This window comes from Vibrio gallaecicus, from assembly GCF_024347495.1.
Lineage (GTDB): Bacteria > Pseudomonadota > Gammaproteobacteria > Enterobacterales > Vibrionaceae > Vibrio > Vibrio gallaecicus.
The window spans coordinates 1,181,622-1,196,449 of sequence record NZ_AP025490.1 but is presented as its reverse complement, the minus strand read 5'-3'; the positions used below and the strand labels follow the sequence as shown (position 1 = coordinate 1,196,449).

14 protein-coding genes and 1 tRNA gene are annotated in these 14,828 nt (G+C 40.1%); 4 read left to right on the top strand and 11 right to left on the bottom strand.

Annotated elements, in window-relative coordinates:
* Nucleotides 1-31: 31 nt before the first annotated feature.
* From OCU78_RS05320 to OCU78_RS05305, 4 genes are all read right to left on the bottom strand, one after another.
* Entirely contained in the window at nucleotides 32-667 is a 636-nt protein-coding gene (locus OCU78_RS05320) for a hypothetical protein (protein ID WP_137372518.1), read from the bottom strand.
* A gap of 128 nt (nucleotides 668-795) precedes the next feature.
* Nucleotides 796-1,191 (bottom strand): GtrA family protein, encoded by a 396-nt coding sequence (locus tag OCU78_RS05315; protein WP_137372517.1) that lies wholly within the window; start codon nucleotides 1,189-1,191, stop codon nucleotides 796-798.
* Complete coding sequence (locus OCU78_RS05310; protein WP_137372516.1) at nucleotides 1,181-2,662, bottom strand: ArnT family glycosyltransferase; 1,482 nt, start codon at nucleotides 2,660-2,662, stop codon at nucleotides 1,181-1,183. Before OCU78_RS05310 ends, OCU78_RS05315 begins: the two co-directional genes overlap by 11 nt.
* A complete protein-coding gene (locus OCU78_RS05305) occupies nucleotides 2,659-3,678 on the bottom strand; it encodes a glycosyltransferase family 2 protein (RefSeq protein WP_137372515.1) in 1,020 nt (339 codons plus the stop codon). The genes OCU78_RS05310 and OCU78_RS05305 overlap by 4 nt, the downstream gene beginning before the upstream one ends.
* 128 nt (nucleotides 3,679-3,806) lie before the next feature.
* Between OCU78_RS05305 and OCU78_RS05300 the strand changes: the two genes are divergently transcribed.
* The 3 genes from OCU78_RS05300 to OCU78_RS05290 all read left to right on the top strand — a co-directional run bounded on the left by OCU78_RS05300 (nucleotide 3,807) and on the right by OCU78_RS05290 (nucleotide 6,798).
* A complete protein-coding gene (locus tag OCU78_RS05300) occupies nucleotides 3,807-4,484 on the top strand; it encodes a response regulator transcription factor (protein ID WP_137372514.1) in 678 nt (225 codons plus the stop codon).
* Nucleotides 4,481-5,761 carry a sensor histidine kinase gene (locus OCU78_RS05295; protein ID WP_137372513.1) on the top strand — a complete coding sequence of 427 codons (1,281 nt, stop codon included), beginning with the start codon at nucleotides 4,481-4,483 and terminating at the stop codon, nucleotides 5,759-5,761. Before OCU78_RS05300 ends, OCU78_RS05295 begins: the two co-directional genes overlap by 4 nt.
* A gap of 116 nt (nucleotides 5,762-5,877) precedes the next feature.
* Nucleotides 5,878-6,798, top strand: coding sequence for a pyridoxal-phosphate dependent enzyme (locus OCU78_RS05290; RefSeq protein WP_137372512.1), 921 nt, complete (start codon nucleotides 5,878-5,880; stop codon nucleotides 6,796-6,798).
* 25 nt (nucleotides 6,799-6,823) lie between these two features.
* On the opposite strand, the gene OCU78_RS05285 is transcribed toward OCU78_RS05290, so the two are convergent.
* The 6 genes from OCU78_RS05285 to OCU78_RS05260 all read right to left on the bottom strand — a co-directional run bounded on the left by OCU78_RS05285 (nucleotide 6,824) and on the right by OCU78_RS05260 (nucleotide 12,874).
* Nucleotides 6,824-7,480 (bottom strand): sugar O-acetyltransferase, encoded by a 657-nt coding sequence (locus OCU78_RS05285; protein WP_240701701.1) that lies wholly within the window; start codon nucleotides 7,478-7,480, stop codon nucleotides 6,824-6,826.
* A gap of 109 nt (nucleotides 7,481-7,589) precedes the next feature.
* On the bottom strand, nucleotides 7,590-8,381 hold the full coding sequence (locus tag OCU78_RS05280; RefSeq protein WP_137372511.1) for a PhzF family phenazine biosynthesis protein: 792 nt from the start codon (nucleotides 8,379-8,381) through the stop codon (nucleotides 7,590-7,592).
* A gap of 129 nt (nucleotides 8,382-8,510) precedes the next feature.
* Nucleotides 8,511-9,263 carry a hypothetical protein gene (locus tag OCU78_RS05275; RefSeq protein WP_137372510.1) on the bottom strand — a complete coding sequence of 251 codons (753 nt, stop codon included), beginning with the start codon at nucleotides 9,261-9,263 and terminating at the stop codon, nucleotides 8,511-8,513.
* Nucleotides 9,264-9,502: 239 nt separating this feature from the next.
* Nucleotides 9,503-9,590 (bottom strand) — tRNA-Ser (locus tag OCU78_RS05270).
* Between the two features lie 166 nt (nucleotides 9,591-9,756).
* Nucleotides 9,757-10,206 (bottom strand): L-alanine exporter AlaE, encoded by a 450-nt coding sequence (locus OCU78_RS05265; protein WP_137372509.1) that lies wholly within the window; start codon nucleotides 10,204-10,206, stop codon nucleotides 9,757-9,759.
* A 247-nt stretch (nucleotides 10,207-10,453) separates the two neighbouring features.
* Complete coding sequence (locus tag OCU78_RS05260; RefSeq protein WP_435440690.1) at nucleotides 10,454-12,874, bottom strand: ATP-binding protein; 2,421 nt, start codon at nucleotides 12,872-12,874, stop codon at nucleotides 10,454-10,456.
* Nucleotides 12,875-12,997: 123 nt separating this feature from the next.
* Here OCU78_RS05260 and OCU78_RS05255 point away from each other — a divergent pair, with 123 nt between their 5' ends.
* A complete protein-coding gene (locus OCU78_RS05255; protein ID WP_137372507.1) occupies nucleotides 12,998-13,567 on the top strand; it encodes a UPF0149 family protein in 570 nt (189 codons plus the stop codon).
* 138 nt (nucleotides 13,568-13,705) lie between these two features.
* On the opposite strand, the gene OCU78_RS05250 is transcribed toward OCU78_RS05255, so the two are convergent.
* Nucleotides 13,706-14,743 (bottom strand): potassium channel protein, encoded by a 1,038-nt coding sequence (locus OCU78_RS05250; protein WP_137372506.1) that lies wholly within the window; start codon nucleotides 14,741-14,743, stop codon nucleotides 13,706-13,708.
* Between the last annotated feature and the right edge of the window lie 85 nt (nucleotides 14,744-14,828).

The window sequence follows — 14,828 nt, the reverse complement described above, 5'->3', positions numbered from 1 at the left end:
TTATTCCCAAGTTCATGGTCTGAGTGTTTCTTTAAAAGAAAGTTACATCATCTCTACGTACTTCTTCGTGGCTGCTTGTTCTTGATTCAATTTTATCTATCGCTTCTAGTAAGTTCTTTTCATCAAAATAGGTATTGGTTTTACTGGGGTCATCTAATACAGCTTCAACTTGGCTGCTGATTAAATGCAACGCCTCTAAAACACCAGATTGCATTTGTTGAGTTCTATCTCCAAATTGAAGAAGTAAGATGATTTTATTATGAATTTTTTTAACTTTTTCTGTGGCGCGTTGGCATTGCTCTACCGTTAATTCTTGTGATGATAAAAGCCCACAAATTTTGTTGGATTGATCGGATAGTTGTTTGAAAAGAGAGGCTAGTTGATCGACGGAATTGGATGAGTCTTGGCAAGAATAATCAAGTTGTCGAACAAGTTTAGGGAGTAGAACGTTATTAACGGAAAAGAGGACTTGGTAGAGTTCGTCAGAAGGTAAGGTACGGGGTTGTATTTGAAAATATGTAACAAGAAAGCCGCCTAAAACCGCGATGGTTAGGCTTGCAGCTAAAACTTGTGGTACGGCCCCAAAACATAAGAATAGCGTTACAAAAGAAACGATGCCCAATACACAAATAGATCTCAATAATATGGGCAATGTGGTGTTATTCATCAACTAACCTACTTAGCTTTACTATTGTCCTTTCTATAGATTAGTTCATATTCAGCAAGTTGATGATTAATTTGAAAGTTCATTATTTGGCACACACACTTGCCACCAAATAATGAATTAAAGATAAGTTAGCGAGCAAAAACCCAATACTGGCTGAGAAGATAATTACTCACCATTCCGACTAAAACTCCGATAGCCATCGCGATAAACATTACACCAGTAAAAGTAGGTAATAGTCCGCTAACCACTTTAAAGCACACTAAGTTGGGTACCGCGGAAAAAGACGCTGACAGCATGAATTTTTGCCATTGCTTTACGTTATCTCTCCATGAACCGTTACCTTTATATTCAAAAGTCAGCACTCGATTTCCAAACCAAGTGCTGGTTGCGGCAACAATAAATGCCCCTCCTCTTGCCCACATCAAAGGTAAACCGATCCAATAATGCAGTATGGCAAAAGCAGTGCAATCGACGACAAAGCCACCAGCACCAACAAGGGCAAACTTAACGATTTTACTGTTCATTTAAAGCCATGGTTGTATCTTTATTTAACTGAGTCACTAATTCACCTTGCACACCAGTATTCGTACAGGTAAACAGAACACGTTTCGCTTCTGGGGTTGGCTCTAAAACACAAGTCAATGCATGGTCACGGATACCCGCTTCAACTTCCAATTTTTTACCAATTAAATAGTATTTTGAAACATCGTTTAGTTGGTTTATATCCATCAGTTTCTTTGCTTGCCCTTGGCTATAAAATTGTCCGGAGAAAGGACGAGAGCCAATGTAAAAGCTTGGTGCATCATCTACAATATGTTCAAAAATAACGCGGTCACTTTTCTGGTTGGCTTTGCCCAAGTTCAAAAGCAACATAGCAATCATTAATATCACTGGCAGAATAAGAGCAACACTAGAGAACCACTTCTTATCTTTTTCTACCACCAACATTGCTATCAGTAAGCCTAAAGCCGGAATACCAGGTAAAACATAAGCAGGTAAAATATTGCCAGCCATAGTGAACAGAATTAGCGGCGAGATTAACCAGCAAATCAAAAATGAAAATAGCCCGGGATGCTCTGAGTTCGCCAGCTTTACTTTATCTCTTCGCACGAACGCCAAGATAGGCAACACAATAGACCAAGGCGCTGCAGATTGAATCCAGAATACCCAAATCATTCCTCTTGTCTCATCATGAGCCGAGCCGTATAAATCCCCTTCCCAACCGCTCACAACAAAGCGCTTAAAGTGCTCACCTATAATAAAGTAATCGATAAAGCCCGGTGTTGCAGCTTCAGCCATAATGTACCAAGGTAATGCGATAACCAGCATAATAACGATGCCCGAAACAATAGGAAAACGCTTCCATAACTGAACAAACGCGCCAATTAAACCGTGCTGCAATACTAACCATGGAAAAACAGCAATGCCCATAATCACGACCGCTACCGGACCTTTAGCTAGCAAGCCACACGCTAGCCCAACAAATCCAAGGTAACCCCAAAGTTTATTGGTTTTATCGCTACCATCGCCTTTCCAACAGAAGTAAAAACCAACCATAGCCATGGTCATTGCCAATGTCAGCGCCATGTCTGTCATCACGGCACCTGCCGCAATCGAGAAAATTCCGCAGGTTGCTAATACCACGCAGGCAACCAAAGCACTTTGCCCTGTTCTTTTCGCCATATAAGCAATAATGCCAATAGTCATTACGCCTGCAAGCCAATGTGGGGCACGAACAGCAAATTCATTTAGCCCAAACAATTCAATGCCTACAGCACTCATCCAAGTAAACAATGGCGGCTTACCCCAAAAAGGGATGCCGTAATCAAATTGTGGTGTTAGCCAATTACCGGTTTCAACCATCAACCGAGCCATTTCACCGTAGCGTGCTTCAGTTGTGTCCATTAACGGGTATGTGGCTAACGAGATCAGCCTAAGTAAAAGAGCAAAGGCAAGTAAGCTCCATAAGTGAGTTCTATTTAAGCTGAAGCTCATGCTGATTCCTCAAGTATCAAACTGTTTTTTAATGCTGGTTTGTCGGCAACGGATTGGATTAAGTACAAAGGACGACCTTTGGTTTCAATGAAAATACGCCCGATGTATTCCCCTAAAAGCCCAATGCTTAAAAGTTGAATACCACCTAACGCCAATTGCACGACCATCATTGAAGGGTAACCAGAAATGGCTTCACCAAACATCATGGTTTTAAAAACGATAAACATGCCGTAAACAAAGGCACTTAAAGCAACTAAGCCACCAACCACAGAAGCGATACGAAGCGGGCGAATAGAGAAAGAAGTGATGCCGTCCATCGCTAAGCCAACCAACTTCAAATAGTTCCATTTAGTTTCACCACAAAAACGAGCATCTCGTTTAAATTGAATAGTGGTTTGCCTAAACCCAGGCCAAGAGAAAATGCCTTTCATGTAACGATTACGTTCTGGAAGCTGGTTTATGTGATCCACAACTTCACGGCTTAATAAGCGAAAGTCACCCACATTTTCCGGCACATCTATTTTAACGAGTATATTCATTACTCGATAAAAGCTTGCTGCTGAGAATTTTTTGAACCAAGTTTCGCCATTGCGCTCTTTACGCTGCATATTGACGACATCATAGCCTTCACGCCATTTTGCCATCATTTCAGGAATCAACTCGGGGGGATCTTGAAGATCCGCATCCAATAAAATGATCGCTTGCCCACGACAGTGCTCCAAACCTGCACTCATCGCCGCTTCTTTACCAAAATTTCGACTTAATCCAATAACCGATATAGCGCTATTCACCGACTTAAAACTTTCAACCAATGCTAAGCTTTTATCGGTACTCCCATCATCGATATAAACAATTTCACAGTTCTCTTCTAAGCCATCTAGCACCGAAGTTAAACGTGAATGAAACTCACCGAGTACTTCTTCTTCATTAAAAAAAGGAACGATGATGGATAAGGAAATCGCAGGCTTTATATGCTCATTATGGATAGTATTGTGTCTAATTTTTAACTTCGGCATAAGGCTATCTTCTATATCTATTTAAACTATCAATAGCATAACGGTCCCTTCATGAAAGTTATGTTGTTGACATATTTTTCACGCTCAATCAGGATGATGAGTAAGGTCAATTACTACATGAGAAATCCATGAAACGAGTTTTGTTAGTTGAAGATAACCGCGAGATTGCTGGCGTACTATTTGATTACTTTGAATGCATCGGAATGGAATTAGATTATGCCGATAATGGCGAGCTAGGTTTACAACTTGCTTTAGAGAACTCTTTTGACATTATTATATTAGACCTTATGCTCCCGAGGATGGATGGTTTAACGGTATGTAATAAATTGCGTGAGGCTGGCAATGCAACGCCCATTTTAATGCTCACCGCTTTAGATAGTCGAGAAGACATGCTCAAAGGCTTTGATCACGGTGCCGACGACTACCTCACTAAACCTTTTGATTTAGATATCCTTGAAGCAAGAATGAAAGCCTTGGTTCGCCGCTACCGTGGAAATGTCGCTTCTACTAAGCTTCAATTTAGCGAATTAACCATAGACCAAAAGACTCGAAAAGCTTATCGCCAAGATAAATTGCTGGCTCTGAATCCAACCACGTACACTATTCTAGAAATGCTATGCCAAAGCGCCCCGCAAGTCGTCACTAGAGAAGAGATCTCCTACAAATTATGGGAAGAAGACGAACCTAATAATGATGTACTTCGCAGCCATATCTACCAACTACGTAACCAATTAGACAAACCTTTCGCTAAACAAATGTTGATTACCGTACCTAAAGTTGGATTCCGATTGGAGCAGCCCAATTGATCCTTAATCTAGTATCAAGCACAAAAACCTTAACGGGGCGGCTCGCTCTATTTTTTGCATTGATGTCTGTGATTATTGCCGGATTCATTTATGTTATTTTTAATGCCGCTTTATACATTTCTGAAGATAGAGTAGGTGAACGAAGAATCCTGATCGATCGAAATGCGGCTATTGAACTTTTTCGATCAAGCAATAACAGTGTCATACAAATTGACTCTCTCACTGTCGCTTATAATGACCTTTCGATTATTCCCAAGGCATATAATCAATACATTGATGGTATCGATAGCTTCATCGGGGAAGTGGGCGACGACCCTCACTCTAGAATGCTATATATTGGTGAATATTCCGACAAAGGGGAAACTCACCCACTGGTGCTACTCTCTGAAATTGACAGGGTGGAGTTTTCCGTCAATGAGTTAATTTATTCGAGTATATTAGTCCTTACTCTCTTCGCCATTTTATCATTCAGTTTTGGGGCTTTGTTATATCGCTTGTCTAAACGCCTTATTGAACCTTTCAACTCATTAGCAGAACAGCTTGAGACGAATAAACAAGATCTCAATGAAGAGTTTTCTGTGAATGATGGAGCTGCAGTTGAGTTTAGAAAGTTAACTGAGCAATTAAATGAATACCGCCGTGAAATTAATTCGCTCGTAAAACGTGAACAAGCTTTTGCGCGATATGCCAGCCATGAACTACGCACTCCATTAACCGTAGTCAGAGGTGCAAATAAGCTATTACAGCGCAGTGAAATGACCGACTTTCAAAGCCGCCAAGTTGATCGAATCGACGACGCAATCATTCAAATGTCGACTATGGTCGATGCTTTATTAGGCTTAGTTCGCTATGAAAGAAACAGCGATGATTCACCCATTCGCGTTTTTACCAAGGATGAACTTGACGCCATTATTGAACAAAACTCTGCCCAGGCGAATGAGAAAGAGATAAGCCTACTAACACAAATTGAAAGTGAGCCAAACATTCACGCAACTGACGCAATTATGAATATGTTGATTGGCAATTTGATAAGAAATGCTATTGCGGCAACGTCTTCTAATGGCAAAGTTCACATCACATTAACTGACTCTCAAATAAGTATTGAAGATGAAGGAAAGGGGCTACAAGAGCAATATAACCCTAATGGTCACGGGCTAGGTTTACTGGTGGTTGAAGACCTGTGTAACCGTTTCGAGTGGGATTTTGAATTAAAAAATCGGTCTACTGGTGGTTGTATAGCTCAAATCATTTTCAAGCATGAGTTCGTTAGCCCTTAGCCTCTGCATAAATGCAGCTCCATAACGCTGCATTTATCACTAAAGTTTGATGCTATCCATTTACAGCTCAAAACCACTACTAGATAATTCCATAATCCGTTCTAGCTAGCCTAATTATGAAGTTAACTAACAGCCCAATCACTCAGCACCAAATTAACGACCGTACTTTCTTCTTAAAACGAGACGACCAACTTCATTCACATTTTTCTGGCAACAAAGCCCGAAAGTTCATGAAGCTATTAGAAGATAGCCACCCAAACACAACCACTTTAATCAGTTATGGTTCTGCACAAGCGAACTCATTTTATTCTTTAGCGGCTTTAGCAAGAATCCGTGGTTGGAAATTTGAATTCTATGTCGATCATATACCCAAATGGCTAATTGAACGTCCTTTAGGGAACTATCGTGGCGCTTTAGATTTAGGTGCAAAAATCATTGAAGTGGGTAAAACTGAAACTGGGCTTCACCCTGCTGATTACATTACCCAAATAAGGCAACCAGACTCTCACTGTATATTTTTACCTGAAGGCGGGCGTTCCACTTTATCTGAATACGGTATTAAGCAGTTAGCGATGGAAGTACTGAGTTGGACCCGGTTTGAGCCTAACCATGACTTTGTTGTCGCCCTTCCATCCGGGACTGGCTGCACTGCTCTGTATCTCCATAAGTATCTAAAAATACATAATATCCCAGTGTTAACCTGCCCTTGTGTGGGGGGAAGTGAGTATTTAACGGCTCAATTCAATGAACTGAATGAAACTGACCATCCGCAAATATTATCACTCGACTACAAGCACCATTTTGGAAAACTGTACGCTAAAGATTACCAAACTTGGTTAGATCTAGAATATCAAACCGATGTTGAGTTTGACCTACTTTACGACCCTCTTATGTGGCAATGCTTAGAAAAGTGGCAAGAAGAGAACCCGGCCAAAACTATCTTGTATATTCACCAAGGTGGCATTTTAGGTAATGAGTCAATGCTGCCTAGATACCAAAGAAAATTCCCTGACATGCAAGCTCAAAGCTCAAACTAAGAGCGATGCAAATTAGGAGAATTTTTTACTCTGTAACATTTGGGGCTAGATTTATTCTTCGCTGCTTGTAGTAGAACTCTCGATCTCGTTCATTGATAGGACGCATGACACGACAGGGGTTTCCGACTGCAACGACACCACTCGGGATATCTTGGGTTACCACACTACCAGCTCCAATAACGGAGTTTTCACCTATTGTGACCCCAGGCAATACAACGGAGTTAGCCCCAATCCAAACATTATCTTTAATATGTACGGGAATGTTAAACTGAGCCACTTTTAAACGTAGAGTAGGCTCTATAGGATGCCCTGCCGTAGCAATCGTCACATTGGGTCCAATCATAACGGAATTGCCGATATAGATATGAGTGTCGTCTACTAGGGTTAAATTAAAGTTTGCATACACGTTATTACCTAGATGAGTATGCTTTCCCCAGTTGGCTCGTAATGGCGGCTCGATATAACAGTCATCACCAATTTCAGCAAACAGCGCATGTAAAATGTCACCGCGCTTTTTTATTTCACTTGGTCGAGTCTGATTAAAGTCATATAGAATATCTAAACACTGCATTTGTTGATGCGCTAACGATTCGTCATCACAAAAGTACACATCCCCACTGTGTAACTTGTCTTGGCTATCTAACTGATCTTTACTTCCTAGTTTTGATTTGGTTTCCATCATTCTCACCTTAAATATGACCGCTGTATTAGGTAACTGATATATTCAAGGTGATAGTATGAAACACGCTAGAAGCTCGCAACTTTCCACATATTCATTCGCTCATAGCTTATTAAATATTGATACTGCCTCGCAGATATAAAACTCCATATCCAGAGACTAATACCCGATCTTCCTCAAGCGAGCAGTACAATACGCCTCCTCGTTTTGATGCCTGAAATGCAACAAGCTCAGATTTGCCCAATTGCTCACTCCAGTATGGCGCTAACCCTGCGTGAATAGACCCAGTAACAGGATCTTCTAGCCCACCGTTATCTGGCCAAAAATAGCGAGAAACAAAGTCATATTCACTTCCTTGGGCTGTCACAACTACATCTAAAGGCGATAACGTTTTCAAAAGCTCCGTATGATATTCAATGTCTTTCACTTCACCTTCAGATGCGAGAACAGCGACATAAGCCTGGCGATTTTTAAGCACCTGAACAGGTTTGATCGTTAACCCATCCAATAAATTTTTAGGAATATCGTTAACCAGTTCTGGTTTCTGATTTGGAAAACTCATCACAATTCGCGAGTCTGCCTCTTGAGTGACAGTCAATGTACCTACTTCAAGGGTTTCAAAATGAATCTCTTCTCGAACATTCAAGTAATTAAATAAAACGTAGGACGAAGCTAAAGTTGCATGACCGCAAAAATCAATCTCGGTCAGAGGTGAAAACCAACGGATGAAATATCGATTGCCACCCAATGGCTTTACAAACGCCGTTTCAGATAAATTATTTTCAGCCGCTATCGACTGCATTACGGCGACTTCTAACCAATCATTAACAACAATCACAGCAGCTGAATTGCCACCGAACCGCTTTTTTGAAAATGCATCAACAACAAATATCTCTAATTCCATTCCCTACCCTTAGTTCCATCTATTTAGCTATTCAATTCTATTGAGCTATTCACTTCTATTTAACTACATCTGCTTTCCAATATACCAAACATCAGTGATATGTTTTTTTAATCCATAATATAAATAACACTAGCGACTTGGTATGAATGAGAATAAAAGCAGAATACCCCACCAAAGTAGCGAAGAAACAAATACAAGGCTCAACATAGTCACGCTGACAGACCAAACAACAAAAATAATACTGCTCGCGCTCTGAAAATTGAGAACGTCAAAACTCACCAGCAGCAAGCTAATAACGGCAAGAACAATAAAAGACCCTTTCAGGGCATGATTAAAATCGGTACGGCTTGGAATACAGTGAAAACTAATCAGAGACATCGCAATAAGCCAAGCAAAAGCATGCCACTGACCCATTGCTGAGTGAGTCAAAATAGTCATATTTGAGTAAATCACTTTCACCATATCAACAAGGTTGGCGTTCTGAGTAGTGTAGTGAAAACCTTCAATTGGGATATTAAAAGAATACCGGCTCAACACGATAACTAACCCCGCACCAAAAAGCGGGGCAATGGCAATAAAGAACAGACCAATAACTTGGTATAAAGAACGAGTATTCCAGCGATGCTGAACATAGCCTAGCCGCCCGCTGCTTTCTCGCTGAAATAAACACATTTTGTCAATTTTATGCCTGAACAAAACAGCAAAGAAAGCATGTGACAACTCATGAATAGGGACGCCAATAAAAGCAGAAATAAAGTAAAGTGATCGACTCGCTTGAGATTGCATGACTCTTGGAATCATAAAGTGGGCAATTAAGTTGTGCATACCAATCACGAAAGCAATTGGGAGAATCAGGCAAGCAAAAATCAGCAGTATTTTCATTGGGTTCGTAATCTAAAAAGCGAAGAGTGACGTTCTCATTACAAGCAATATGATACTTCTTAATGAATACAACAAGCTTCTAGTAGACTAAATTTGAGGTGACTAGGCTAACGCTCATGCATAAAGGTGAGAAGCGCGATAAGTGTATCGAACAGGAGAGAAAATCGCTCTGTATCTAATGTAAAATGTTATCGCTTCAGATACGAAAAAAGACGCCCTAAGACGTCTTTTTCTAAATATGGCGGTGAGGGAGGGATTCGAACCCTCGATACGTTGCCGTATACACGCTTTCCAGGCGTGCTCCTTCAGCCACTCGGACACCTCACCATATTGTTTGTTAAGCTTGCTGCTCAACGGGGTGCTAATTTAATGTCTATCGGTCTTGCGGTCAAGCGACTTCACTAAAAAAGTCACTTAATTGTGTTTGTTTGATTACAAAACAACTCATTAGATCAAAAACAAACCAATTCAGATAGATATAGAGCACTAAAGCTTAAGCTTGTTGGTAATAACCTGGCACTTTAAACCACTTACGACACATATCCAGAAAGTAACCATAAAGCACTCCCATACCACATGAAATCACTGCATTACTGGTTACAGCAGTAATGATTTGATCCGTAGACGCTCCAACAGCAAACAAGATTCCTGCATACACGGGAGACTGGAAAAGCACATAAGCCACCAAGTCAGAAATATTCTTCATCAACGAAGTTCCTGACAGTTTCGCTCCATTACGTAAAAACCAATCACGGAACACACCGTAAGGCCACGCAATAGCAATATTCACAGGTATTGATAGCATTCTAGAAGCTAGTGATTGCTCAAATGACATGCCTGATATGAAGATCTCAACAATCATTCCTGAAATAAAACAGAAAACAACCATAGCAAATGTATCCGCTGCTGCATTGCGAAGACAAAATGGACCACGAGATTTCATTGCACTACCACCAAAACATACAACTACCAAAGAGGCAATTTAGTAACATATAAAAAGGCTATCAGCAAGCAACCCAGAGAATATCGCTATTAAATCACAACATTTGCAGTGTTACATTCCAAATATGAAACCAAGAGGTAAATTAACAACCAAAAAAGCGTATAGAACTAGATGGAATCACCAAAAAAGTGACACCAGTCTGGTTTTTGTTGATTTTGAAAATTAATTACTGAAAGTTTAATACAAATTATACATCCGAGAGCTTTACTGTAATTAGGTCTATTTTGTCTTTACTAGGGAATGTTGAATTTGTTAGTGCTTGAATTGACTCATTAATAGTACTAATTAATAAATCATCATTTTTAGGCTGAGCTAGGATTTGTAGTTTCTCCAGAACAATATGTGCATCTTGATTATTTCTATCTTCAAGTGCTACATAAAGTGCCACAAGAAGGTCCTCCAAGCTTTCATCAACCTGTTCTGATGGCTGTTTTTCTGGGCTATATTGATACAATTTTTTTGAATGGCGATAAAGTGCATCATCCAATTCACGCTCGTCAATTGGTTTAGCGATAATATAGTCCACCCCCGCTCCTAACATCCTTTCTCTGGTTTCTTTAAATACATCGGCTGTACAACCAAAAATAAGTACTGAACGAGCATCGCCCGCTAAAGCCCTAATGGCGAGAGTTGCTTCTACGCCATCCATAACGGGCATGTGGTTATCCATTAAAATTAAATCAAAAGACTCTGCAACAACTGCCTGTATCGCTTGCTCTCCATTTTCAACGCTCTTACACTCAAACCCTTTATTTTTCATAAAAGTTTCAATGATAATGGTGTTGGTTCGGTTATCTTCAACGATGAGGACTTTCATTCCAGAGAAGTTGAGATTTCTATGAATCAGATTTTCAACGGACCCTGGTTTACAAGGTTGGATTTTTAATCGAACATCAAAACTTGTTCCAATACCCTGCTCACTAGTGACAGTGATATCACCTTCCATTAGCTGCGTGATTTTTTTAACAATAGCCAAACCGAGACCTGTACCGCCATAACGACGGGTAGTCGAAGATTCCGCTTGCTCAAATGGTTTAAATATTTTGTCTTGAGCATCTTTTGCTATACCAATGCCAGTATCTCGGACATTAATTGATAAATAAGTATCATTCCTTTCATGCACTTCTTTTAAATACACTTCAACAAAACCACGTGAAGTAAACTTCACGGCATTATTCAATAGGTTAAACAATATTTGCCTTAATCGCGCTTTATCAGAGTAATACCACCGCTCAACTGGTACTTCCGAATAAACTTTGAACTGCAAGCCTTTCTCTGTCGATAATGTGTGATAAACACTATTGATACTGCCGATAATGGAATCTAGTGGGAAGCTGGTTTTATCTAAATCTAAGTGACCCTGCTCTATCTTTGAAAAGTCTAGAATCTCATTCAATAAAGTCATCATATGATCGCCGGAATCATATAAACTTTTAAGGTGTTTTTTCTGATCTTCATTCAAATCTGTTTTCAGTAAGATCTGCGCAGTACCTAAAACCCCATTCATAGGCGTGCGTATTTCATGCGAGAGAGTAGCAAGAAAGGCTGTTTTGGCATTAGTTGAAGCCTGGGCTTTGACCTTTTCAGCCTCTAAATAGATGGTCTTTTCATTAAATGTATTGATAAGGTGAGCAATTTCATCCTGACTTGTGTAGGTCAGATCAATGATGCCTCCTGTTTTGGAATCATCCAGTTTCTTTGCAATCTTGGTAATCGGGCTTATCAGGTAACGGTTCAGCAAGTAATAACCCGCCATTACACAAAGCAATAGAAATGGAACAATACCGCTTTCAACACTCATAACTTGGTGGAAAACTTCATCAGCCACTAGTCGCTTAGAGTTCACAACATCGACTGTCCATTCAAACTGACCAAACTGGTGCTGACTTATATATATCCCTTCTACGAGATTAAAATTATGCGTGACAAGTACCTGGTCATGTTGATCTTTTAAAGTAATACCTAATTCATATTCTTCAGCGTGATTTTTAATAAAGATAAGCAGTTCATCTAATGATAAATCAACGGTTGCCACACCCGAAAACTCCCCTTCAAGGTAGTAAGGCATAGATGCGGTGATCATTTGAATATGAGTATAAGGGTCGATATATACATCAGACCAAGAGACGAATTCCGGCGCTTGGTTTACAACAGAGGTATACCAACCCTCTTGATGATAAGGGAGAGCTTGTGGATTATTATAGGATAAGATCTGATCAACTTGACCGCCGGAAGCCTTGTTGAAAAATTGACTATCAAGCACTTTATTGGGACTGAGAGCATAAGGTTCTGGCCAAATACCAGCGCTGACAATAATGTCATCACTAGTTGAAAGAAAAGAAGCGAATAGCAGGGCTAAATCAGGGGTTGCTTGTTTTGTTTGAGCTAATCCAACAATGCTATTTAAAAAGCCTTGAGAGCTATTGAGTGGCTCTGAAATAAAAGAAGAGAGTAATTCAGTTCTAAGGTCTAGATTTTGCTGTAACTTTGCTCGTACGGGAGATTCAACAACGAAGTAAGTCACACTACCAATAATGGCAATAAAAAACGCGAGATACAAACCAAGCGCTATCATACTTTTTTTCTTTAAAGACGACCGTATATACATAATTCTTCATAGTTTTCTTTTTAGTTTAAACTATCGAGAATAATCTGCTACTTCAAGCTTTTTAGTTCCTTCTACGATTGTTATCATAAACGTAATATCTTCTTTTATTTACGGTATCTAACTTTGACTCTACAAGACATTCTTGCGCTTCCTGAACTTCAAGGAAAGCTTCTAACAGAAAGTAAAACTCTTGGCTTTGTCACTTCAATGGCGTCTGCTCCTAATGTGTTAACCCCACATGAATGGTTGCCTTTCTTATGGGGTGGCGAAGAGGTTGCACCATTCAGCGATGGTGAACAGCTTGAATCTTACATCGAAGTTATCATCGAGCTATGGAACAATACACGACCGGCATTAATTGAAGGTACTTGGACTTGGCCTGAAGCTTGCCAACTTGACGATGAAGAAGTTGTGAATAGTGCAGCTCGAGACTTTTGTGAAGGTTTGCTTCAAGGTTGGCAAATTTCTCGTGATGACTGGGAAACTTTAATGCCAGAAGACAGCGAAGACAATGCTCTGCTCGGTGGTGTATTGCTTTCATTGAGTATGCTGTTTGACCCTGAAACTTCTATTGCAACATTAGCAGAGCAAGGTATCGAAGGCTTAGAGCAATTTGAAGAGATCTTCAATGCTGTGCCCGTCATGCTATGCGGAATCACTCAACGCGGCATTGCGTTAGCTGAAGAACAGTAATAATTGAAGGCAAGTAATTAACTGAGATTATCAGTAATTGCTGGATCCAGTACAAAAATAAAAGGTCTCAGAATTTCTGAGACCTTTTATTTGGTGACATCATCAACGAACTCACACACAGTGTAACTAAACTGATTTCTAAGAGTTTAACGACTTCCAGTCAAAGCTATCAATTCGTTCGTCGGCGATATAAAACAGCTTCGTACCTTCAGTTATAACAGTGTTGAGGTCTGGGTTCAGCTCTATTCCATTCCCAACATCAATTGCAATTAAGGTCGCTTGATAATCGGCTTTAAACATCGAAAAAATAGGTGAAACAGTGATTGTTGGTGAACCTTCAGGGTAATGGGTCGAGTATTGAGTCATCCCCCTTGTTGAACTCAAAAGTTCTTGATGTAGCGCACTTGAGCCTGGGTCAACTGCAGCTTTTGCCAGCATTTCAGCACCCACAGCAGGAATACACTCTGAATTAGGGCAATGCTGATGAAGAAGATCACTTAACGCTTCATCTTTGAAGTAAACAAGCAAATGCGCTTGTGGATTTCGATTCGCACAATATAGCGCTGCAGAAAGAGTAATATCATCTTCAGGGCTATCTATAAGAATACAGCTCGCACTCTCTATCCCTGTCTTTTCCATTTCTTTGCCATCGGTATAGCTGTTGACTTTAACGAAGCTGATTTCTCCAGGTAGCGGGTTTTCGATATCGGAGCGAGTACACAAAACAATAGGTCGTCTTCCTGTTTCTTCATGTTGTAGCATACGAATCAGGTGTATCGTTCTTTGCTCATTCCACCCCAACATCAAAATATGATTTTCCACCCGTACTCTCCTTTTTCCTAATAGACCAGCTCGCCAATAATGAATACCTTCTGTCGCTAATTTGCCTAGTATCCCAGCAAATAAACTCAAACCACCGGGGATTACAAACAAAATTACAATCCAGCGCCCCAGATCTGTTGTCGGGGACATATCACCGTAACCAACAGTAGAGCCTGTCACGACTAGGTAATAAACAAATGTCGTAAACGACTCAGTTAACGCTGTTTCATTTGCAGCAACTAGAAGTACCCAAGACAGAACTGAGTAACCTAGAAAAGTTAAAAATAAATTCTTGCCATTCAGCACAAAAACATTCGCTTGTACCCAACGTTTTAATTGCAGCCAAATCATCATGTTAAAATATTTTTAGACCTCTTTTAGCATACTTGTTAGTTCATAATGCTTCACCGTAATATCAATTTCAACATCAATAATCGGA